Here is a 23,383-nt window from a genome sequence, read left to right on the forward strand (position 1 = left end):
AGGCGTGAGGAAGTATGTCCGTTCGTCGACTAGCCGAAGATCAGTTTCAGCCTGCGGATTTCGCGTTTAACGCGGAGAACACTGCGTGGGCGGAAAAAACGATCAAGAAATATCCCGAAGGTCGCCAGCAGTCCGCGGTCATTCCGCTGCTGATGCGTGCTCAGGAGCAGGATGGCTGGGTCACCCGCGCCGCCATCGAGAAAATCGCAAACATGCTGGACATGGCTTACATCCGTGTTCTTGAAGTGGCGACCTTCTACACGCAGTTCCAGATCAAGCCTGTCGGCACCAAGGCGCACATTCAGGTGTGCGGCACTACGCCGTGCATGCTGCGCGGCTCCGAAGCGCTGATGGATGTCTGCCGTCACAAGATCCACCATGACCCGCTGCACACCAATGAAAGCGGCACGCTTTCCTGGGAAGAAGTGGAATGTCAGGGTGCCTGCGTGAACGCGCCGATGGTCATCATCTTCAAGGATGCCTATGAGGATCTGACGCCTGAGCGTCTGGAAGAGATCATCGATGCTTTCGAAGCAGGTAAGGGCGACACCGTGAAGACGGGCCCGCAGATCGACCGCCATCAGTCGGTTCCGGTTGGCGGCTTGACCACGCTGACGGAAGAAACCAAGCCGGATCGCTCCAATCTCGACAAAAAGGAAGAGCCTGCAGCAGATGCTGCGCAGACGCCGCCTTCCAATGCTGCGAAGCCGAAGACGGATACGCCAGAGACCGATCCGAAGCTGAAGACGCCTGCAACGGAGCCGAAGGCTGCCGCTGAAAACGTCAAGGTTTCCGAGAAGGAAAACTCCGGCAAGAAGCCAGAGTGAGAGGTTGAACCATGTTAAAAGATCAAGATCGCATCTTTACCAATCTCTACGGCCTCAAGGATCAGTCCCTGAAGGGCAATCTCGCGCGCGGCCACTGGGACGGCACCAAGCAGATCATCGAAAAAGGTCGTGACTGGATCATCAACGAGATGAAGGCTTCCGGCCTTCGCGGTCGTGGCGGCGCTGGCTTCCCGACAGGTCTCAAGTGGTCCTTCATGCCGAAGGAAAGCGATGGCCGTCCGCATTACCTCGTGGTCAATGCCGACGAATCCGAGCCAGGCACCTGCAAGGACCGCGAAATCCTGCGCAACGATCCGCACACGCTGATCGAAGGCTGCGTTATTGCCGGTTTCGCCATGGGTGCGCACACGGCTTACATCTATGTCCGCGGCGAATATATGCGTGAGCGCGAAGCGCTTCAGGCAGCAATCGACGAGTGCTACGATGCAGGCCTGCTCGGCAAGAACAACAAGAACGGCTGGGATTTCGATATCTACGTTCACCACGGCGCAGGTGCTTACATCTGTGGCGAGGAAACGGCACTTCTCGAAAGCCTGGAAGGCAAGAAGGGCCAGCCGCGCCTCAAGCCTCCATTCCCGGCAAACATGGGCCTTTATGGCTGCCCGACCACGGTCAACAACGTCGAGTCCATCGCCGTTGCTCCAACCATCCTGCGTCGCGGTGCCTCCTGGTTCTCGTCCATCGGTCGTCCGAACAATGTCGGCACCAAGCTGTTCATGGTCTCCGGCCATGTCGAGCGTCCGTGCACCTTCGAAGACGCACTCGGCCTGTCCTTCAAGGAACTGATCGAGCGTCATTGCGGCGGCATTCGTGGCGGCTGGGACAATCTTCTCGGCGTAATTCCCGGCGGCGCATCCTGCCCCATCGTTCGCGGTGAGGAAATGAAGGACGCCATCATGGACTTCGACGGAATGCGCGAAGTGAAGTCTTCCTTCGGCACCGGCGGCATGATCGTCATGGACAAGTCCACCGACGTCATCAAGGCCATTGCCCGTATCGCTGCTTTCTTCAAGCACGAGAGCTGCGGCCAGTGCACGCCTTGCCGTGAAGGCACGGGCTGGATGTGGCGCGTTCTGGAACGCATGGTCAAGGGCAATGCGCAGAAGCGCGAAATCGATATGCTGTTTGAAGTGACGAAGCAGATCGAAGGTCACACCATCTGCGCTCTTGGCGATGCTGCTGCATGGCCAGTTCAGGCGCTGATCCGCAATTTCCGTCCGGAAATCGAAAAGCGGATCGATCAATATACCTACAGGGCCATGGATGATGGCGCTGTGTTGGAAGCTGCCGAGTAAACGCTGGACAAGGTGTTGCGAGGCGCTGGGAACGGGTGTAACCGTCCCCGCAATCATTTAAGCATCTGGCATATGAGTCTTTGCCGGATGTGATCAGGATTTGTCAGGAACCGCGTGATAAGAGCGGGTCGGACAGGCAACAGGACGTAAGCAGAACCATGACAAAGCTCAAGGTTGACGGTAAAGAGATCGAAGTTCCGGATCATTTCACGCTGTTGCAGGCGTGCGAGGAGGCTGGTGCCGAAGTTCCGCGCTTTTGTTTTCATGAGCGTTTGTCGGTCGCAGGTAACTGCCGTATGTGTCTCATCGAGGTAAAGGGCGGACCACCGAAGCCTGCTGCCTCCTGCGCCATGGGTGTGCGCGATATTCGCGGCGGCCCGAATGGCGAACTGCCGGAAGTTTTCACCAACACGCCGATGGTCAAGAAGGCCCGCGAAGGCGTGATGGAATTCCTGCTAATCAACCACCCGCTCGATTGTCCCATTTGCGACCAGGGCGGCGAATGCGATCTGCAGGACCAGGCCATGGCCTTCGGTATCGCCGGTTCTCGCTACTCTGAAAACAAGCGTGCGGTTGAAGACAAGTATATCGGCCCGCTCGTCAAGACGGTGATGAACCGCTGCATTCACTGCACGCGCTGCGTTCGCTTCACGACGGAAGTCGCTGGCATTTCCGAGCTCGGCCTGATCGGTCGCGGCGAAGATGCCGAAATCACCACATATCTCGAGCAGGCCATGACCTCCGAGCTTCAGGGCAACGTCGTTGACCTGTGCCCGGTCGGCGCGCTCACCTCCAAGCCTTTCGCCTTTACGGCGCGTCCGTGGGAACTCGGCAAGACCGAAACCATCGACGTTATGGACGCTCTCGGCTCGGCAATCCGCGTCGATACGCGTGGCCGCGAAGTCATGCGCGTCATGCCGCGCGTCAACGAAGCCATCAATGAAGAGTGGATTTCCGACAAGAGCCGCTTCATCTGGGATGGCCTCAAGACCCAGCGTCTCGACAAGCCTTATGTCCGTAAGGATGGCCGCCTTCAGCCCGCAACATGGGGTGAGGCATTCGGCGCGATCAAGGCTGCAGTATCAGCGACTTCCGGCGAGAAGATCGGCGCAATCGCTGGCGATCTCGCTTCCGTTGAAGAAATGTTCGCGCTGAAGGCGCTGCTCGCATCGCTCGGCTCGACCAATGTCGATTGCCGTCAGGATGGTGCAGCGCTCGATCCATCGCTCGGTCGTGCAAGCTACATCTTCAATGCCACCATCGAAGGCATCGAACATGCCGACGCACTGCTAATCATCGGCTCCAACCCACGCTTCGAAGCGGCTGTTCTCAACGCCCGCATCCGCAAGCGCTGGCGCCGTGGCGGCTTCCCGATCGGTGTGATCGGTGAGGCAGGCGAGCTGCGTTACGATTATGAATATCTCGGTGCTGGCACCGACACGCTGACCGATCTGGTCAATGGCTCTGGCAGCTTCCTCGACAAGCTGAAGTCCGCCAAGAACCCGATGATCATCGTAGGGCAGGGGGCTTTGGCCCGCGAAGACGGCGCAGCCGTACTCGCTGCTGCTGCGAAGCTCGCCGGTGTTGTTGGTGCTACCTCCGAAGAGTGGAACGGCTTCTCCGTTCTGCACACGGCAGCATCGCGCGTCGGCGGTCTCGATCTTGGCTTCGTCCCTGCGGACAAGTCGGCGAACGCTGCGTCCATCGTCGCTTCTTCCGACGTGCTCTTCCTGCTCGGTGCGGATGAGATCGATCTATCGGCCAAGGCTGCAAAGCTTACCGTCTATATCGGTTCGCATGGTGACAACGGCGCAATGAATGCCGATGTGATCCTGCCGGGTGCGGCCTATACCGAAAAGTCCGGTATCTGGGTCAACACGGAAGGTCGCGTGCAGTTCGGCAACCGCGCGGGCTTTGCTCCGGGCGAAGCGCGCGAAGACTGGGCAATCCTGCGTGCGCTTTCCGACGTTCTCGGCAAGAAGCTGCCATTCGACAGCCTGTCCGGCCTGCGTGCACAGCTCTACATCGCCCATCCGCATTTCGCGAATGCCGATGAGATTGCCGTTGGCAGTGCCAAGGATATCGAAACACTCGCTGGCAAGACCGGCACTCTTAACAAGGCAGGCTTCGCTTCGCCGGTTAAGGATTTCTATTTGACGAACCCGATTGCGAGAGCGTCCGCCGTAATGGCCGAATGCTCCGCATTGGCCCGCAACAACTTCAAAGCTGCGGCAGAGTAAGGGTAGGGGATTATGGACTCATTTTTCTGGAGCTATGTCTGGCCAGCGCTGATTATGGTCGGCCAGTCTCTGCTGCTTCTCGTTATACTTCTGGTCGCGATTGCGTTCCTGCTTCTGGCAGACCGCAAGATCTGGGCTGCCGTTCAGCTGCGCCGCGGCCCGAACGTCGTCGGTCCCTTCGGCCTGTTCCAGTCCTTCGCCGATCTTCTGAAGTTCATCCTCAAGGAACCCGTCATTCCGTCGGGTGCCAACAAGGCGGTCTTCCTTCTGGCGCCGCTGGTTGCCGTGACGCTGGCACTCGCCACCTATGCCGTTATTCCATTTGCGGATGGCTGGGTGGTCGCTAACATCAATGTCGGCATTCTCTATATCTTCGCGATTTCGTCGCTCGAAGTATACGGCATCATCATGGGCGGCTGGGCTTCCAACTCGAAGTACCCGTTCCTCGGCGCGCTTCGTTCTGCTGCGCAGATGGTGTCCTATGAAGTGTCCATCGGCCTCGTCATTGTCACCGTTCTGCTTTGCGTCGGTTCGCTGAACCTGACCGATATCGTCAATGCCCAGCATTCCGGCATCGGCACGTCTCTCGGTCTGCCTGCGTCGTTCCTTGACTGGCATTGGCTGCCGCTCTTCCCGATGTTCATCGTGTTCTTCATTTCGGCACTTGCCGAAACCAACCGCCCACCCTTCGATCTGCCTGAAGCGGAATCGGAACTTGTGGCCGGTCACATGGTGGAGTATGGCTCCACCCCGTACATGATGTTCATGCTGGGCGAATATGCCGCCATCGTTCTGATGTGCTGCCTGACGACCATTCTCTTCCTTGGCGGCTGGCTGCCAATCGTGGATGTGTGGTTCCTGAACTGGGTTCCAGGCATCGTCTGGTTCGCACTGAAGGGCGTCATGGTGTTCTTCATGTTCGGTCTGGTGAAGGCATTCGTCCCGCGTTACCGCTATGACCAGCTGATGCGTCTCGGCTGGAAGGTCTTCCTTCCGCTGTCGCTCGCCATGGTCGTGATAGTTGCATTCGTACTCAAGCTGACGGCAGGCGCTTAATGTCTATAGTCCTCGCTTGCAGATTTGGAGGTTGAGATGGCCAGTCTTTCCCAAGCCGTCAATTCGCTGTTCCTCAAGGAATTCGTTGGCGCCATCTTCTTGACGATGCGCCACTTCTTCAAACAGAAGGCAACGGTGAACTACCCCTTCGAAAAGGGTCCGGTTTCCCCGCGCTTCCGTGGTGAACACGCTCTGCGTCGCTACCCGAACGGCGAAGAACGCTGCATTGCCTGCAAGCTGTGCGAAGCGATCTGTCCTGCTCAGGCCATCACCATCGAAGCTGGCCCGCGCCGCAACGATGGTACGCGCCGCACGGTTCGTTACGATATCGACATGGTCAAGTGCATCTATTGCGGCTTCTGCCAGGAAGCCTGCCCGGTGGATGCGATCGTCGAAGGCCCGAATTTCGAGTTTGCGACGGAAACCCGCGAAGAACTCTATTTCGACAAGCAGAAGCTTCTCGACAATGGCGACCGCTGGGAGCGTGAAATCGCTCGCAACCTCGCTCTCGATGCGCCTTACCGCTAAGGCCGCGTCGGTGTCTTCGGAGCATCGTTCCGGAGAGGATATTGAGTAAAATGCCCGTCGGCGTTCGCTGGCGGGAACGAAACGGGCAGGGCGGTCCAAAGGCCGCTTTTGTCCGGTGAGGACAAAAAGGCACCAACATGGGTCTGCACGCTGTATTCTTTTACATTTTCGCTTTCGTCGCCGTGGCGTCTGCGTTTCTGGTCATCGCATCGAAGAACCCGGTTCACTCGGTTCTTTTCCTGATCCTGACCTTCTTCAACGCGGCGGCACTCTTCCTCCTGACGGGTGCTGAATTCCTCGGCATGATCCTGCTGGTCGTTTATGTCGGCGCTGTGGCGGTGTTGTTCCTCTTCGTCGTGATGATGCTCGACGTCGATTTCGCCGAGTTGCGCTCCGGCGTGCTGCAATATGCACCCATGGGCGCGTTGATCGGCGTGATCCTGGCCGCGGAACTGATCGTCGTCATCGGTGGCAGCGTGCTGAACCCGCAAGCGGCAAAGTCCATCACCATGCCGATCCCCAACCCGGCAGAGCGCACCAATACCGCGGCGCTGGGTGACGTTCTCTATACGAATTACGTCTACTTCTTCCAGCTGGCCGGTCTCGTGCTGCTGGTGGCCATGATCGGCGCCATCGTGCTGACGCTGCGTCACCGCACGGACATCAAGCGCCAGGATATTTCAACGCAGGTTGCTCGCGATCCGAAGACCGCCGTTACGACGGTTAAGGTCAAGCCGGGTCAGGGCATCTGAGGCGCGAACGGATCCAAGGAATTTAGAATATGGAAATCGGTCTTACCCATTACCTGACGGTCAGCGCGATCCTCTTCACGATCGGCATCTTCGGTATCTTCCTCAACCGGAAGAACGTGATCGTCATCCTCATGTCGATCGAACTCATCCTTCTGGCGGTCAACCTCAACATGGTTGCGTTCTCGTCCTACCTGAACGACATCGTGGGCCAGGTCTTCGCCCTGTTCATTCTGACTGTTGCTGCTGCCGAAGCCGCTATCGGTCTTGCAATACTCGTAGTCTTCTATCGCAACCGCGGATCGATCGCCGTGGAAGACGTCAATATGATGAAGGGCTGATAAGGCTATGATCTATAAAGCTATCGTCTTTCTTCCGCTGATCGGCTTCCTGATCGCTGGCCTTTTCGGCCGCTCGATCGGCGCCAAGGCCTCGGAATATGTCACCACCGGTCTGATGATCGTCGTCGCGATCCTGTCCTGGATCGTCTTCTTCGACGTTGCGCTCTTCACCCATGAAGCGGGCGAAGTCATCAAGGTGACCGTGCTGCGCTGGATTCAGTCCGGCGGCATCGACGTCGAATGGGCATTCCGCATCGACACGCTGACAGCTGTCATGTTCGTCGTGGTCAACACGGTGTCGTGCCTAGTACACCTGTATTCCATCGGCTACATGCATCACGATCCACATCGTCCGCGCTTCTTCGCCTATCTCTCGCTCTTCACCTTCGCCATGCTCATGCTGGTCACCTCCGACAACCTGCTGCAGATGTTCTTCGGCTGGGAAGGCGTTGGTCTGGCCTCCTATCTGCTGATCGGCTTCTGGTTCAAGAAGCCATCCGCTTCGGCTGCCGCCATGAAGGCCTTCATCGTCAACCGCGTCGGTGACTTCGGCTTCATCCTCGGCATTTCCGGCCTCTTCGTGCTGTTCGGTTCGATCAATTTCGAAACGATCTTCGCAGCCGCTGGCACCTACCTGCCTGCCGATGGCTCGGCATCCGCTGATGTCTTCATCAACCTGTTCGGCATGCAGCTGGACAAGGCCCATGCCATCACCGGCGTCTGCCTGCTGCTGTTCATGGGCTCCATGGGTAAGTCGGCGCAGTTCCTGCTGCACACATGGCTGCCGGACGCGATGGAAGGCCCGACACCCGTGTCGGCTCTCATTCACGCAGCAACCATGGTCACGGCTGGCGTCTTCCTCGTTGCCCGCATGTCGCCGATTTTCGAACTGTCGCAGGATGCCTTGACCTTCGTCATGCTCATCGGCGCGATCACCGCCTTCTTCGCGGCAACGGTCGGCCTCGTGCAGAACGATATCAAGCGCGTTATCGCCTACTCCACCTGTTCGCAGCTCGGCTACATGTTCGTGGCTCTGGGTGCAGGCGCTTACGGTGCTGCGGTATTCCACCTCTTCACGCACGCCTTCTTCAAGGCTCTGCTGTTCTTGTGCGCCGGTTCGGTCATCCACGCCGTGGATGGTGAGCAGGACATGCGTTACATGGGCGGCCTGCGCAAGCACATCCCCATCACCTTCTGGACGATGACGGTTGGTACGCTGGCGCTGACGGGCGTTGGTATCCCTGGCACGATGATCGGCTTTGCCGGCTTCTTCTCCAAGGACGTGATCATCGAATCCGCTTACGCCTCGCATAATGCAGTCGCCGGTTTCGCCTTCGTCCTTCTCGTGGTTGCCGCGCTCTTCACCAGCTTCTATTCCTGGCGTCTGGCCTTCATGACCTTCTTCGGCAAGCCACGCGCTTCCGCAGATGTCATGCACCACGTCCATGAATCTCCGATGGTCATGCTGATCCCGCTTTTCGTGCTGACGGTCGGTGCGATCTTCGCTGGTGTCGTTTTCGAAGGCTACTTCTTCGGCCATGAATATGCGGAATTCTGGAAGGGCGCGCTCTTTACGCTTCCATCCAACGAAATCCTCGAAGAGTTCCACCACGTGCCCCTGTGGGTCAAGTGGAGCCCGTTCGTCGCCATGGCTCTCGGTTTCGTCACCGCCTGGTTCTTCTACATCAAGTCGCCGGAAACGCCGAAGCGGTTGGCGCAGACCCATCGTGGCCTCTACCAGTTCCTGTTGAACAAGTGGTACTTCGACGAACTCTACGACTTCCTCTTCGTTCGTTCCGCAAAGGCGCTTGGCCGCTTCCTGTGGAAGAAGGGCGACGTGGCTGTCATCGACGCCTATGGACCCAACGGCATTGCAGCGCGCGTGGTTGACGTGACCAACCGCGTGGTCCGCCTGCAATCCGGTTACCTTTATCATTATGCTTTCGCGATGCTGATCGGCATCGCAGCACTTGTCACCTGGATGATGCTCGGGAGTGCCCTCTGATGACCGATTGGCCCATTCTTTCAACGGTCACCTTCCTGCCGCTCGTCGGCGTGGTGCTCCTGCTTCTGACGAATGAGAGCGGTCCCTATGGACGCCGCAACATTCTCAATGTCTCGCTGCTGACGACGGTATTCACCTTCATCGTCTCGCTGTTCATCTGGATCGGTTTCGATAATTCGAACCCGGGCTTCCAGATGGTCGAGAAGCATAACTGGTTCGGCAACATTGCTGCCTACCATCTCGGCGTCGATGGCATCTCCATGCTCTTCGTCATCCTGACGACGTTCCTCATGCCGTTTTGCGTTCTCGCAAGCTGGGATTCCATCGAGAAGCGCCTGAAGGAATACATGATTGCCTTCCTTCTCTTGGAAGTCGTCATGATCGGCGTCTTTGTGGCGCTGGATACGGTTCTCTTCTACGTTTTCTTCGAAGCGACGCTGATCCCGATGTTCATCATCATCGGCGTGTGGGGCGGCAAGGATCGCGTTTATGCATCCTACAAGTTCTTTCTCTACACGCTGCTCGGTTCGGTTCTGACCATGCTCGCCATCATGGCGATGTACTGGCAGGCTGGCACGACGGATATGACGGAACTGCTGAAGCACGGCTTCCCGGCTGGCATGCAGACATGGCTCTGGCTCGCCTGCTTTGCGGCCTTCGCCGTCAAGATGCCGATGTGGCCGGTTCACACATGGTTGCCGGATGCCCACGTTCAGGCGCCGACCGCAGGCTCGGTCATTCTGGCTGGCGTCATGCTGAAGCTTGGCGGTTACGGTTTCATCCGTTTTTCGCTCTCCATGTTCCCGCTGGCGTCGGAGCATTTTGCGCCCTTCGTCTTCACGCTGTCGGTTCTCGCCATCATCTACACCTCGCTGGTGGCCATGATGCAGGACGACATCAAGAAGCTGATCGCCTATTCCTCCGTCGCTCACATGGGCTACGTTACTATGGGTATCTTCGCCGCCAACGTTCAGGGCGTGCAGGGTGCGATCTTCCAGATGCTGTCGCACGGCATCGTCTCCGGCGCGCTCTTCCTTTGCGTCGGCGTCATCTATGATCGTCTTCATACCCGCGAGATTTCGGCCTATGGCGGTCTCGTCAACAACATGCCGAAATATGCCGTCGCCTTCATGGTCTTCACCATGGCGAATGTCGGTCTGCCCGGCACATCCGGTTTCGTCGGTGAATTCCTGACGATCGTCGGTGTCTTCCGCGCCAACACCTGGGTTGCGCTGTTTGCGGCAACGGGCGTCATCCTCTCTGCTTCCTACGCGCTGTGGCTCTATCGCCGCGTTATTTTCGGTGCGCTGGAAAAGGAAAGCCTGAAAGGCCTGCTGGACCTCAACACCCGCGAAAAGGTCATCCTTTATCCGCTGGTGGTGCTGACGATCTTCTTCGGCGTCTACCCGGCACCGGTCTTCGATGCGACGGCCGCATCTGTCGACCTTCTGATCAATAATTATACCGCCGCATTGCAGGCAGCGCAGAATGTTGCGCTTACTCTGAACTGACGACAGGACCCGTTGGACATGACCGCTGAAATTCTTCTTGCCAGTCTGCGCATCGCGACGCCCGAACTGATCCTTGCGGTCGGTGCGCTGGCACTGCTCATGATTGGCGTCTTCTCCGGCGACAAGTCGACCAACACGGTGACGGGCCTTTCCGTCGCTCTTCTGGTCGTCGTCGGCCTGTGGATCATCTTCGCTCCTGCAAGCGGACTAGCCTTCGGCGGCGTTTACGTCGCCGATGCCTTCGGTAACTTCATGAAGATACTGGCGCTGATCGGCTCCATCGTCGCCATGATCCTGTCGGTCGGCCACAGCCGCGTCGAGCCGATTGGCCGTTTCGAATATCCGGTGCTTCTGGTTCTGGCGACCCTCGGCATCCTGCTGATGATCTCCGCCAACAACCTGATCTCGCTCTATATGGCGCTGGAACTCCAGTCGCTGGCGCTCTACGTCATCTGCGCCATCAACCGCGAAAGCCTGCGTTCGACCGAAGCCGGTCTGAAGTACTTCGTTCTCGGTGCGCTCTCCTCCGGTATGCTGCTCTACGGTATGTCGCTGGTTTATGGCTTCACCGGCAATACGGGTTTTCAGGAAATCGCAGCCGTGCTTTCGGCTGAAACCCGCTCGCTCGGTCTGGTCTTCGGTCTGGTCTTCGTGCTGGCTGGTCTGGCATTTAAGATTTCCGCCGTTCCGTTCCACATGTGGACGCCGGATGTGTACGAAGGCGCACCGACCCCGGTTACGGCCTTCCTCGCAGCGGCTCCGAAGATCGGCGCCATGGCCATCTTCGTTCGCATCGTGGTCGATGCCTTCCAGCCTGTCTTCACCGACTGGCAGCAGATCGTCGTCTTCGTATCGATCGCCTCCATGCTGCTTGGCTCCTTTGCTGCCATTGGCCAGAAGAACATCAAGCGCCTGATGGCTTATTCCTCCATCGGTCACATGGGTTACGCGCTGGTCGGTCTTGCCGCCGGTTCGGAAGCTGGAGTCGCTGGCGTTCTGATCTACATGGCAGTCTACATGGGCATGACGCTCGGCACCTTCGCCTGCATTCTCGCAATGCGCCGCAAGGATGTCGGCAATGTCGAAAATGTCGATGATCTCTCCGGCATCGCTTCCAGCAATCCGTTCATGGCGCTCGTTCTGACGGCGCTGATGTTCTCGCTGGCAGGCATTCCGCCACTCGCAGGCTTCTTCGGCAAGTACTATGTCTTCCTCGCAGCCATCGAAGCGAAGATTTATGCGTTGGCCGTTATCGGTGTAATCGCATCCGTTATCGGTGCCTACTACTACCTGCGCATCGTCAAGGTCATGTGGTTCGATGAAGCCAAGGGCGGCTTTGAAAAGGCGGCGGGCGAACTGCGTATCGTCTACGCTCTGTCCGGTCTCTTCGTCATTGCCTTCATCTTCTTCGGCGGCATGCTGGGCAACGCGGTGACTGCCGCTGCGAAGACCTTCTTTTGATCGATAGCGTTATGAAAACGGGCCGGGTGTCGCTTGACGACTTCCGGCACGAAGCTCTGGGGGAGACAGCCTCCACCAATCTGGAATGTTTTGCCCGTGCACGCGCGGGTGATGGCGGCAATCTCTGGGTTACCGCAACCCGCCAGACCGGCGGCAAGGGCCGCCGCGGCAGGTCATGGGTTTCAGAACCCGGCAATCTTTACGCATCCCTGCTTTTGATCGACCCGGCCCCGGTGGAGCGCATCGGCTCCCTGCCGCTTGCGTTTGCTCTGGCGGTTTACCGGGCTGTCGGTGCGGTGCTGCCATTCGGCGGTGCATCGCTCGAGATCAAGTGGCCCAACGATATTCTGATTGGCCGGATGAAGACCTGCGGTATTCTGATGGAAGCGGAGATGCTTGGCGATGGTCGCCGCGCCATCGTCATCGGCATCGGCATCAATATCGCGCACAAACCTGAAAACCCGCTCTATCCCGTCACCATGCTGTCCGAGCATGGCGCGTCTTGCTCGCCGGATGAGCTGTTCGCCCATCTCTATCGCGAAACGGCGGAGGTTCTCTCCGTCTGGAACGAAGGCAGGGGCGTGGCGGAGGTCATGCGCGACTGGCGCGCGGCGGCCTGCGGGATCGGCGAACATATCACCGTCAATTTCCCTGATCGCTCAATCGGCGGACGCTTTGCGGGGATCGATGATCATGGTTTCCTGTTGCTGGATGAGGATGATGGCCCAAGACGTGCCATCGCCGCTGGCGACGTTTTCTTCGGCTGAAGGGTCTTCGCGCAACGGGGTTGCGCGGCCTTTCGCCTGTGAGTTTGGAGCATCCCTGCTGCTCGTAAAAGCAGGGCGTCAATGCGGTCCGCGTCGGCCCGGCATCGCGATGTTTCGATAAGTCCGACGTGTTTAGGTGAAAAGCGATGGCTGGCCGAAAGGGCTTGAGCCATCGGGCTTCCGCAGATTGGATTATGACATGTCTCAACAAGACGAACTGGTTTTCCTGCCGCTTGGCGGCGTTGGCGAAATCGGTATGAATTTGGCGCTTTACGGTTATGGCCCCAAGGCCAATCGCCAGTGGATCATGGTGGATTGCGGCGTCACCTTCGCCGGGCTCGATCTGCCGGGCGTCGATCTCGTGCTGCCCGATATCCGCTTCATCGAAGAGCAGCGGCAGAACCTCAAGGGAATCATCATCACCCACGCCCATGAGGACCATTACGGTGCACTAAACGATCTGTGGCCGGGCCTTAACGTGCCGGTCTATGCCTCCGGTTTCACTGCAGGCATGCTGGAAGCCAAGCGCGATTATGAAGGCACGCGCGCCGAAATCCCGATCACGCCGTTCAAGGCGGGCGACCGTATCAATGTCGGCCCGTTCGAAATCGAGGCCGTCGGCGTCAACCACTCCATTCCGGAGCCCATGTCGCTGGTCATCCGCACGCCGCTCGGCAACGTCGTTCATACCGGCGACTGGAAGATCGATGATGCGCCATCGCTCGGTCCCATTACCGATGAGGCACGCTTCCGCGCCATTGGCGAAGAGGGCGTTCTGGCGCTGCTTTGCGACAGCACCAATGCCTTGCGCGATGGCGTTTCGCCTTCGGAAGAACAGGTGTCCGAAGGCCTTCGCCAGATCATCGAAAATGCAGAGGGACGCGTGGCGATCACCACCTTCTCCTCCAATGTGGGCCGTATTCGCTCCATCGCGCAGGCGGCGGATCGTGCCGGTCGTGAAGTCCTGCTGCTCGGCTCTTCGCTCAAACGCGTCGTCAACGTGTCGCATGATCTCGGCATCATGGAAGGCATCAAGCCGTTTCTGGCCGAAGATGAATACGGCTATATTCCGCGCGACAAGGTCGTGGTCATCCTCACCGGCTCGCAAGGGGAGCCGCGTGCGGCGCTAGCGAAGCTCTCGCGGGATGAAATGCGCAATGTCGCGCTGGCGAAGGGTGATACGGTCGTCTTCTCCTCGCGCGCCATTCCCGGCAACGAAAAGGCCATTCTCGATATCAAGAACGGCCTGATCGAGCAGGGTATCCACATCATCACGGATAATGAGGCTCTCGTTCACGTTTCCGGCCATCCGCGCCGCAACGAGCTGCTCAGAATGTATGAGTGGACCAAGCCGCAGATCGTTGTTCCGGTTCATGGCGAAGCGGCGCATCTGGTGGCGCAGAAGGAGCTTGCGGAACAGGCTGGCATCAAACAGGTGCCGAAGGTTCGCAACGGCAACATCCTGCGCCTCGCGCCCGGTCCTGCAGAAGTCATCGATGATGCACCGCATGGCCGCGTGTTCAAGGACGGCCGTCTGGTCGGCGATTTCGAAGAAATGGGCATTGGCGACCGCCGCAAGCTGTCCTTCGCCGGTCACGTCTCAGTCAACGTCGTTCTGGACAGCCGCTATGATTTCGTCGGCGATCCCGATGTCGTGCCTTTCGGTCTGCCAGAGTTCGATGATGAAGGCGAGGACATGGAAGACACGCTTTACGACGCCGTTCTCGGCGCGGTCGAAAGCATTCCGCGCGCGCGCCGCAAGGATTTGGGTGTGGTCAAGGAGTCCATCCGCCGCGCTGTTCGCGCCGCGGCAAATCAGGCATGGGGCAAAAAGCCTATCGTGACGGTGTTCGTGACCAAGGTTTGATTATCATCTCTGGGAGGAGATCATGCTCGGACGCGTAAATCACATAGCCATTGCCGTGCCCAATCTGGTCTCGGCAACGGCCACCTACCAAGATACATTGGGCGCAGTCGTTTCTCAGCCTCGGGCACTACCAGAGCATGGGGTAACGGTGGTGTTCGTGGAGTTGCCAAACAGCAAGGTTGAACTGCTGGAGCCGCTGGGCGAAGGCTCGCCTATTGCCGCTTTTCTGGAAAAGAATCCTTCCGGCGGCATGCACCACATCTGTTATGAGGTCGACGATATCGAGGCCGCGGCCGCTCGCCTGTTAGCCACGGGCGCACGTGTTCTTGGCAGTGGCAAACCCATGATCGGGGCCCACGGAAAGCCCGTTCTATTTCTGCACCCCAAGGATTTTCATGGAGTGCTGATCGAACTGGAACAGATTTGATCACTGGGTGACTTCCGGCGTTATGCTGCATACCGTAGAAGAGAGAGCAGGAAAGTCACCGCATCGGCGCGAAAATCAAAATCGATTTTTGTAAAGCTCGATGGGCAGTTTCGAAAAGTGGAGCGTTTTTCCGTTTCAAGGAAATGCGAAAATGGTGCGAAGGGGAGAGATTACGAAATGCAGTGGCTTTCGATATTTGCCATTTTTTTCATCGTTTGGTGGACGGTCCTCTTTGTGGTGTTGCCAATTGGCATGCGCACGCAGCTCGAGGCAGGAGAGGTGGAGCTGGGGACCGAAGCCAGCGCTCCCGTTCGCTTCAGGGGCGCGAAAGTCGTCATGATGACGACGGCGATTTCACTTCTGATCTGCGGAACATGGTACGCTACAACATGGTATTTCGGCGTCAGCATGGACGATTTGCCCCGTATCATCCCCGTCTACGATTGAGCCTGTCATACGCGTGTCATCGAACGTGTCCAGATAGCTGCGTGTTGACAGACACGGTTTTGGCCAATTTCGCTTTGATTTTATGACTGCCTGCTGAAAAGCAAAAAAAAACAAGGCATTTCAGCCTTGTTTTTTAGTTTCGCGTGATCTGTTTCCGTTGCCGGGGCAGCGAACGAGCGCGCCTAAGATCTAATCCTCCCAAGACTGACCGCGAAAACGACAAGAATTTAAACTTCCTGCCTCTTTTGTAAGCTAAAGCTAGACCAAAGATTCAACCTTGTCATCCGGTTTTTTGCATTTTTGTTACAGTCGGGAAAAAATTTCCCATGAAGCATTATGTCGCACCCAATAGGCAAAATTATTCCTCCTGAAACCGTTCAGCAGTGAAACTCCTGTTTTCAAATAGCCGTGAATCGACAGTTTGGTAGGGTTTAGGGGCGGGTTTCTTTCTCCTGCGGAAACCGCTATGTACGGCGCAAATGTCCCTTAGTTCTGGCGATTCCCACGAGGTTATGGAGTGTCGCCTTAGTCATGGAAAAACTCATGCGTCTTAGCCGTTACTTCCTGCCCATCCTCAAGGAAAATCCCAAGGAAGCGGAAATCGTTTCTCACCGTCTGATGCTTCGCGCCGGCATGGTTCGCCAGCAAAGCCAGGGCATCTATTCCTGGCTGCCGCTGGGCAAGCGCGTTATGGACAAGGTGAACAGGATCATCCGGGAGGAACAGGATCGCTCCGGCGCAATCGAGCTTCTGATGCCGACACTTCAATCGGCAGAGCTGTGGCAGGAAAGCGGTCGTTATGACGACTACGGCAAGGAAATGCTACGCATCAAGGACCGGCAGGACCGCCAGATGCTGTATGGTCCTACGAACGAAGAAATGATCACCGATATCTTCCGTTCCTATGTGAAGTCTTACAAGAACCTGCCGCTGAACCTCTACCACATTCAGCTGAAGTTCCGCGACGAGGTGCGTCCGCGTTTCGGCACGATGCGTTCGCGAGAATTCCTGATGAAGGACGCTTATTCTTTCGACCTGACGAAGGAAGCCGCGATCCATTCCTACAACAAGATGTTTGCAGCATATCTGCGTACTTTCTCGCGCCTGGGCCTGCGCGCCATTCCGATGCGCGCCGACACTGGCCCGATCGGCGGCAATCACAGCCACGAATTCATTATTCTGGCCGATACCGGTGAATCTGAAGTTTTCTGCCACAAGAGCTTTCTCGATCGCGGCATTCCCGGCGACGACACGAACTTCGATGACGTCGACGGCCTGCAGAACATCTTCAACGATTGGACCTCCGATTACGCGGCGACCTCGGAAATGCATGATGAAGCTGCTTTCGATGCCATACCGGAAGGTGAGCGCCTGTCCGCACGCGGCATCGAGGTCGGTCACATTTTCTATTTCGGCACGAAGTATTCCGAGCCGATGGGTGCTAAGGTCCAGGGACCGGACGGCAAGGAACATCTTGTCCACATGGGATCCTATGGTATCGGGCCGACCCGCCTTGTTCCCGCCATCATTGAAGCATCGCATGATGAAAACGGAATCATCTGGCCCGCGTCGGTTGCTCCATTCGACGTCGTCATCATCAACATGAAGGCTGGCGATGCTGCCTGCGACGCGGCTTGTGAAAAGCTGTATTACTCGCTCTCCAACGCGGGCAAGGATGTTCTTTACGACGACACGGATGACCGTGCTGGCCAGAAGTTTGCGACCGCTGATCTGATCGGTGTTCCGTTGCAGATCATCGTTGGTCCGCGCGGTATTGCAAGCGGCGAAGTCGAGATCAAGGATCGTAAGACCGGCGCTCGCGAGAGCGTGACGGTCGAGGCTGCAATGAACAGGGTTCTCGGCTGAAAGGCCGACAAGGAGTAGATATGGCAAAAGCCGAAGCTGATAGCGGTGCGGTTGCATCCGGAAAGGATGGGGCGGCACGGCCGTTTTCGGCTTTCGAGCGCATGGTAGCCTGGCGCTACCTGCGCTCGCGCCGCAAGGAAGCGTTCATTTCCGTTATCGCAGGATTCTCGTTCGTCGGCATCATGCTGGGCGTTGCGACGCTTATCATCGTCATGGCTGTTATGAACGGTTTTCGGACGGAGCTGATTTCCCGCATCCTCGGCATCAACGGTCATATGATCGTTCAGCCCATTGATCAGCCCTTCAACAATTACGACGATCTTGCCAAGAAGTTCGCAGGCGTTCCCGGCGTCACCATGGCATTGCCGCTGGTCGAAGGGCAGACGCTCGCTTCAGGCCGCGCCGGTGCTGGCAGCGGTGCTTTGGTGCGTGGCGTTCGTCCCGAAGATGTTGAGAAGATCAAGGAAATTTCAGGCAATATCAAGTCCGGCGATCTCGTTGGCTTCATGTCGGGGCAGGGCGTTCTGGTCGGTACGCGCCTTGCCGCTTCGATGGGCCTGAGTGCGGGTGACCAGATTACCCTGATCTCGCCGGAGGGTGACGTGACGCCGATGGGCGTCAATCCTCGCGTCAAATCCTACACAATTTCCGGCCTCTTTGAGATCGGTATGTCGGAATATGACGCATCGATGATCTACATGCCGCTTTCCGAAGCGCAGCTCTATTTCAATTCTGAAGGCATCGTCCAGTCCATCGAGCTCTTCGTCAGTCACCCCGATAATGTGGACGGCATCAGGCCGTTGGTGGAATCGGCTGCCGGACGGCAGGTTTATATCACCGACTGGCGACAGAGGAACCAGACGTTCTTTTCCGCGCTTCAGGTGGAGCGCAACGTCATGTTCATGATCCTGACGCTGATCGTGCTTGTGGCCGCTCTCAACATCATTTCCGGCCTCATCATGCTGGTGAAGGACAAGGGCAGCGACATCGCTATTCTGCGTACCATGGGCGCAAGCTCCGGTTCGATCATGCGTATCTTCTTCATGACGGGGGCCGCCATCGGCATCGTCGGCACCTTTGCGGGCGTCGCGCTTGGGGTCATCGTCTGTCTCAATGTCGAGTCCATCCGGCAGTTCTTCTCCTGGGTTTCCGGCACGGTTCTGTTTGATCCGCAGCTCTATTTCCTCAGCCAGCTTCCGGCGGAAATGTCTCTGAGCGAGACGATCACCGTTATCATCATGGCGCTGACCTTGTCTTTCCTGGCAACGATCTTTCCGGCGTGGCGGGCTTCCAAGCTCGATCCTGTCCAAGCCCTGCGTTACGAATAAGGATCGCTTCACACCATGGCAAAGAAAACAGCGCTCAAGATTTCCGGCGTGGAACGAACCTACGGGCAGGGCGAAACAAGTCTGTCCATTCTCAAAAATGCTGAATTTGAACTGAAGAGCGGCGAAATCGTCGCGCTTGTGGCGCCTTCCGGCACCGGTAAGTCTACGTTGTTGCATCTTGCCGGTCTGCTTGAACATCCCGATGCGGGCGAGGTCTTCATCAACGGCAAGGCTTGCGGCACGCTGTCTGATGAGGAGCGCACGGCCATCCGGGGTAGCGATATCGGCTTCGTCTACCAGTTCCACCATCTCCTGCCGGAATTCACCGCACTCGAGAACATTATGATGCCGCAGCTGATTTCCGGCTTATCCCAGAAAGAAGCGCGGGAGCGCGCCAAGGCGTTGCTGGATTACATGCGGATAGGCCATCGCGGCGACCACCGTCCGGCTGAGCTTTCCGGTGGAGAGCAGCAGCGTGTTGCAATCGCAAGAGCCGTTGCAAACGCGCCCCTATTGCTTCTGGCAGACGAGCCGACGGGCAACCTTGACCCGGAAACCGCATCTTACGTTTTTGATGCGTTGGAGGCCCTTGTGCGCCAATCCGGGCTGGCGGCGCTGATCGCTACACATAACCACGAACTGGCAGCGCGAATGGATCGCCGCGTAACGCTGAACGAAGGCAGGATCGTAGAGTTCTAAAAACTGCGCTTAGGTCTGGCTGCAAGACCCTAGGCATCTATCATGCGAGACCCCGTACGGTAACAACCGTGCGGGGTTTTTCTTTGGACTCAATGGTTTGACCTATGCCAGCTCACGGAACCTTCCCGATTCTCCTCGCGTTGCAATAGCAGCATCTAAAAAAACCTATTGACACCAAAACAAAATGAGAACAAAATTAGAACATAACGAGTAAGGAGAGACAAATGACCGACATTATCCGTGACGTTGCCGCCTTCGCTTCCATCGCAGTCTTCGTTGCCAGCTTCTCGGTAATTCTAACTTCCATGTAATTGTTTCCTATCGTCACATATGGCGATACCGGTGCAAACTGCGCCATTGCCGGTAGACTTTAGCCTCAGGAAGCCTCAAAATCAGCCCGATTCAGAATGACGGGATTGCGGTGAAATGAGCGATAATGCGCTGGGTGATGAAGCAACGGGTATGATCCTGAAGACGCCCGGTTTTGTTCACCTTCGAGTCCATTCTGCTTATTCACTGCTCGAGGGCGCTCTGCCCCTGAAAAAGATCATGGCGAAGGCTGTCAGCGATCAGCAGCCTGCCATTGCTATCACCGATACCAACAATCTGTTCGTCGCGCTGGAGTTTTCCGAAAAGGCGCGAGATGAGGGGCTGCAGCCGATCATCGGCTGCCAGGTGTCCATCGATATGCAGGACGCCGCCGACGATAAGCGCGGGAACAATAGTCTTGCCAAGTTGCCGGCCATCGTTTTGCTGGCGGCGGATGCCAGGGGGTATGAGCGTCTCGTGGACCTCATCAGTCGTGCCTATCTGGATGGCGAGGGAAGCGGTCACGCTGTCAATCTTCCCAAGGAATGGCTGGAAGAGGGCAGCAATGCGGGTCTCATCGCGCTGACAGGTGCTTCCGGCGGGCCTGTTGATATGGCTCTGAAGGAAGGACATTTGGCGCTTGCGACAAGCCGCCTTCTGACACTCAAGGAGCTGTTTGGCGACCGGCTTTATATCGAACTTCAACGACAGGGTAATTATGATCGCGGCCATGAGCGCCGCATGATCGGTCTTGCCTATGAACACGACGTTCCACTCGTCGCCACCAATGAGGCTTTCTTCCCTTCCAAGTCGGATTACGAAGCGCATGACGCGCTGATGGCGGTTGCGCACAACGCCATCGTTTCCGACGACAGCCGTTTCCGCCTGACACCGGACCATTATCTGAAGAGCCGGGAGGAAATGACTGAACTCTTCAAGGATATTCCCGAAGCCATCGAGAATACCGTCGAGATTGCCCAGCGATGCTCATATGTGTTGAAAAAGCGCGGACCCATCCTGCCACGCTTTACCGGCGCGAGTGATGATCCGGAGGAGGCGGAGCGTGCCGAGTCGCTGGAGCTTCGCCGTCAGGCGGTGGAAGGTCTCGATCAGCGTCTTGCAGCACTCGGCATGGCGGCAGGCTATACCGAACAGGAATATCGCGAGCGACTGGATTTCGAGCTCAGCGTCATCGAACGCATGAGGTTTCCGGGCTACTTCCTGATCGTTGCCGACTTCATCAAATGGGCCAAAAACCAGGATATTCCCGTTGGGCCGGGCCGCGGATCGGGCGCTGGCTCACTGGTTGCCTATGCGCTGACGATCACCGACGTCGACCCGCTTAGGTTTTCGCTTCTGTTCGAACGCTTCCTCAACCCGGAACGCGTTTCGATGCCCGACTTCGATATCGACTTCTGCCAGGACCGCCGCGAAGAGGTGATCCGTTACGTCCAGCGCAAATACGGGCGTGAGCAGGTTGCGCAGATCATCACCTTCGGTTCGCTACAGGCGCGCGCTGCATTGCGTGACGTTGGACGCGTGCTGGAAATGCCCTACGGGCAGGTCGACAAGATCTGTAAGCTGGTGCCGAACAACCCGGCCAATCCGACGCCCCTTTCCAAGGCCATCGAGGAAGAGCCACGCTTGCAGGAGGAGGCAGACAAGGAGCCGGTCGTCGCCCGACTGCTTGATATCGCGCAGAAGATCGAAGGTCTTTACCGTCACGCTTCCACGCACGCCGCCGGTATCGTCATCGGTGACCGACCGCTGTCCAAGCTGGTCCCGATGTACCGCGATCCCCGCTCGGATATGCCCGTCACCCAGTTCAATATGAAATGGGTGGAAAGCGCTGGTCTCGTAAAGTTCGACTTCCTTGGGCTGAAAACACTGACGGTCCTAAAGGTCGCGGTGGATTTCGTCGGCAAGCGAAACATTCATGTCGATCTGGCAGCGATTCCGCTTGATGATCCGAAGACCTACGAGATGCTGTCGCGCGGCGAAACGATCGGCGTGTTTCAGGTGGAAAGTGCGGGTATGCGCAAGGCGCTGATCGGCATGCGACCTGACTGTATCGAGGATATTATTGCGCTTGTTGCGCTTTATCGTCCTGGCCCGATGGAAAACATTCCGGTCTATAACGCCCGCAAGCATGGCGACGAAGAGATCGAATCCATTCATCCGACCATCGACTATCTTCTGAAGGAAACGCAGGGCGTTATCGTCTATCAGGAACAGGTGATGCAGATCGCCCAGGTCTTGTCGGGCTATTCGCTCGGCGAAGCCGATCTCCTGCGCCGCGCCATGGGCAAGAAGATCAAGGAGGAGATGGACAAGCAGCGCGAGCGCTTCGTGGATGGCGCAATGAAAAACGGCGTGTCCAAGGCGCAATCGGACATGATTTTCGATTTGTTGGCCAAGTTTGCAAATTACGGCTTCAACAAATCCCACGCTGCCGCCTACGCGATCGTTTCCTACCAGACCGCCTATATGAAGGCGCATTACCCGGTCGAGTTCCTCGCCGCCTCTATGACGCTCGATATGGCGAACACGGAAAAGGTCAATGACTTCCGGCAGGATGCAGCGCGCCTCGGCATTGAAGTCGTGGCGCCTTCGGTCCAGACCTCATTCCGCCGTTTCGAAACAGGTGAGAACCGCATCTATTATTCCCTTGCCGCATTGAAGGGCGTGGGTGAAGGCGCGGTGGATCATATCGTCGAGGTGCGTGGCGACAAGCCGTTCACCAGCCTTGAGGATTTCTGCCTGCGGATCGACCCCAAGCAGATTAACCGCCGCGTTCTGGAAAGCCTCATCAATGCCGGTGGGTTTGATTGTTTCGGTAAGGATCGCGCCGAATTGATCGGCGGACTTGATCGAATTATTGGTTACGCGCAGCTCGCTCAAAGTCGTCGCGTAAGTGGTCAGCACGATATGTTCGGTTCTGGCGGAGCAAACGGCCCTGAAAAGCTGGTGCTGCCCGCCTACCAGCCGTGGCTTGCCTCTGAAAAACTGCTGCGTGAATATCAGGTGTTGGGTTTTTATCTCACGGCCCATCCACTCGATACCTATCGCACCGTTCTCGATAAGCTTCGGGTACAGAATATTTCTGATTTTACGGCGGCGGTGAAGCAGGGAGCCACCAACGGTCGGCTGGCTGGCACGGTCACCGGCAAGCAGGAGCGCAAGACCCGCACGGGCAACAAAATGGGTATCGTGACATTTTCGGATGCTTCCGGCCAATATGAAGCCGTGCTGTTTTCGGAAGGGTTGGGGCAGTACCGCGATCTGCTAGAGGTCGGCAAATCACTGGTCATCACCGTGCAGGCGGAGGAGCGCCCGGAAGGTATTGGCTTGCGCATCCAGACAGCGGAATCGCTGGAGCAGCGGTCCGTTCAGATGCAGAAGGCGTTGCGCGTCTATCTCCGCGATTCCGGTCCGATGAAAGCGCTGGCGCATCATCTCAATAAGGGCGATGGCTCGGTCTATTTCGTTCTGATCAAGGACGATGGCCAGCGTGAGATCGAGGTGGAGCTGCCAGGCAAATATCGGATTTCGCCTGAGATTGGCGCGGCTTTCCGCTCGGCGTCGGGGGTCATAGACGTCGAGCTGATCTAATTAAAACAGTCGCTTGCTGACAAAGCC

17 protein-coding genes and 1 pseudogene are annotated in these 23,383 nt (G+C 57.3%); all 18 read left to right on the forward strand.

All coding sequences use genetic code 11. The features are described 5' to 3' along the window. Window positions 1–14: 14 nt before the first annotated feature. A pseudogene (gene nuoE / locus G6L28_RS05680) lies at window positions 15–812 on the forward strand (NADH-quinone oxidoreductase subunit NuoE); the annotation flags it as partial. A gap of 26 nt (window positions 813–838) precedes the next feature. Next, window positions 839–2,143, forward strand: a complete 1,305-nt coding sequence (nuoF, locus tag G6L28_RS05685; protein WP_174062817.1) for an NADH-quinone oxidoreductase subunit NuoF — start codon at window positions 839–841, stop codon at window positions 2,141–2,143. Between the two features lie 158 nt (window positions 2,144–2,301). Further along, window positions 2,302–4,383: an NADH-quinone oxidoreductase subunit NuoG gene (gene nuoG, locus G6L28_RS05690; RefSeq protein ID WP_174062818.1), complete on the forward strand. Its 2,082-nt coding sequence runs from the start codon at window positions 2,302–2,304 to the stop codon at window positions 4,381–4,383. A gap of 12 nt (window positions 4,384–4,395) precedes the next feature. Continuing rightward, entirely contained in the window at window positions 4,396–5,439 is a 1,044-nt protein-coding gene (gene nuoH, locus G6L28_RS05695) for an NADH-quinone oxidoreductase subunit NuoH (protein WP_174062819.1), read from the forward strand. 36 nt (window positions 5,440–5,475) lie between these two features. After that, the gene (nuoI, locus tag G6L28_RS05700; RefSeq protein WP_003502385.1) at window positions 5,476–5,967 is read left to right on the forward strand and encodes an NADH-quinone oxidoreductase subunit NuoI; all 492 of its coding nucleotides are present in this window, start codon (window positions 5,476–5,478) and stop codon (window positions 5,965–5,967) included. A gap of 137 nt (window positions 5,968–6,104) precedes the next feature. Further along, the gene (locus G6L28_RS05705; protein ID WP_027672982.1) at window positions 6,105–6,719 is read left to right on the forward strand and encodes an NADH-quinone oxidoreductase subunit J; all 615 of its coding nucleotides are present in this window, start codon (window positions 6,105–6,107) and stop codon (window positions 6,717–6,719) included. A 29-nt stretch (window positions 6,720–6,748) separates the two neighbouring features. Continuing rightward, on the forward strand, window positions 6,749–7,057 hold the full coding sequence (gene nuoK / locus G6L28_RS05710; protein WP_174062820.1) for an NADH-quinone oxidoreductase subunit NuoK: 309 nt from the start codon (window positions 6,749–6,751) through the stop codon (window positions 7,055–7,057). Window positions 7,058–7,064: 7 nt separating this feature from the next. Next, window positions 7,065–9,062 carry an NADH-quinone oxidoreductase subunit L gene (nuoL, locus tag G6L28_RS05715; protein WP_174062821.1) on the forward strand — a complete coding sequence of 666 codons (1,998 nt, stop codon included), beginning with the start codon at window positions 7,065–7,067 and terminating at the stop codon, window positions 9,060–9,062. After that, window positions 9,062–10,573: an NADH-quinone oxidoreductase subunit M gene (locus G6L28_RS05720; protein ID WP_027672985.1), complete on the forward strand. Its 1,512-nt coding sequence runs from the start codon at window positions 9,062–9,064 to the stop codon at window positions 10,571–10,573. The genes nuoL and G6L28_RS05720 overlap by 1 nt, the downstream gene beginning before the upstream one ends. 18 nt (window positions 10,574–10,591) lie before the next feature. Continuing rightward, entirely contained in the window at window positions 10,592–12,034 is a 1,443-nt protein-coding gene (gene nuoN, locus G6L28_RS05725; protein WP_174062822.1) for an NADH-quinone oxidoreductase subunit NuoN, read from the forward strand. Between the two features lie 11 nt (window positions 12,035–12,045). Next, window positions 12,046–12,801 carry a biotin--[acetyl-CoA-carboxylase] ligase gene (locus G6L28_RS05730; RefSeq protein ID WP_174062907.1) on the forward strand — a complete coding sequence of 252 codons (756 nt, stop codon included), beginning with the start codon at window positions 12,046–12,048 and terminating at the stop codon, window positions 12,799–12,801. Window positions 12,802–13,000: 199 nt separating this feature from the next. Beyond that, window positions 13,001–14,668 (forward strand): ribonuclease J, encoded by a 1,668-nt coding sequence (locus G6L28_RS05735; protein ID WP_174062823.1) that lies wholly within the window; start codon window positions 13,001–13,003, stop codon window positions 14,666–14,668. 22 nt (window positions 14,669–14,690) lie between these two features. Beyond that, entirely contained in the window at window positions 14,691–15,095 is a 405-nt protein-coding gene (mce, locus tag G6L28_RS05740) for a methylmalonyl-CoA epimerase (protein WP_174062824.1), read from the forward strand. Between the two features lie 177 nt (window positions 15,096–15,272). Next, window positions 15,273–15,542 carry a DUF1467 family protein gene (locus tag G6L28_RS05745; RefSeq protein WP_174062825.1) on the forward strand — a complete coding sequence of 90 codons (270 nt, stop codon included), beginning with the start codon at window positions 15,273–15,275 and terminating at the stop codon, window positions 15,540–15,542. 543 nt (window positions 15,543–16,085) lie between these two features. Further along, window positions 16,086–17,408 carry a proline--tRNA ligase gene (proS, locus tag G6L28_RS05750; RefSeq protein WP_174062826.1) on the forward strand — a complete coding sequence of 441 codons (1,323 nt, stop codon included), beginning with the start codon at window positions 16,086–16,088 and terminating at the stop codon, window positions 17,406–17,408. 20 nt (window positions 17,409–17,428) lie between these two features. Continuing rightward, window positions 17,429–18,736 carry a lipoprotein-releasing ABC transporter permease subunit gene (locus G6L28_RS05755; RefSeq protein WP_174062827.1) on the forward strand — a complete coding sequence of 436 codons (1,308 nt, stop codon included), beginning with the start codon at window positions 17,429–17,431 and terminating at the stop codon, window positions 18,734–18,736. Window positions 18,737–18,751: 15 nt separating this feature from the next. Beyond that, window positions 18,752–19,435 carry an ABC transporter ATP-binding protein gene (locus G6L28_RS05760; RefSeq protein ID WP_174062828.1) on the forward strand — a complete coding sequence of 228 codons (684 nt, stop codon included), beginning with the start codon at window positions 18,752–18,754 and terminating at the stop codon, window positions 19,433–19,435. 426 nt (window positions 19,436–19,861) lie between these two features. Beyond that, entirely contained in the window at window positions 19,862–23,356 is a 3,495-nt protein-coding gene (gene dnaE, locus G6L28_RS05765) for a DNA polymerase III subunit alpha (RefSeq protein ID WP_174062829.1), read from the forward strand. Window positions 23,357–23,383 lie beyond the last annotated feature (27 nt).

Source organism: Agrobacterium larrymoorei, assembly GCF_013322225.1.
GTDB lineage: Bacteria > Pseudomonadota > Alphaproteobacteria > Rhizobiales > Rhizobiaceae > Agrobacterium > Agrobacterium larrymoorei_A.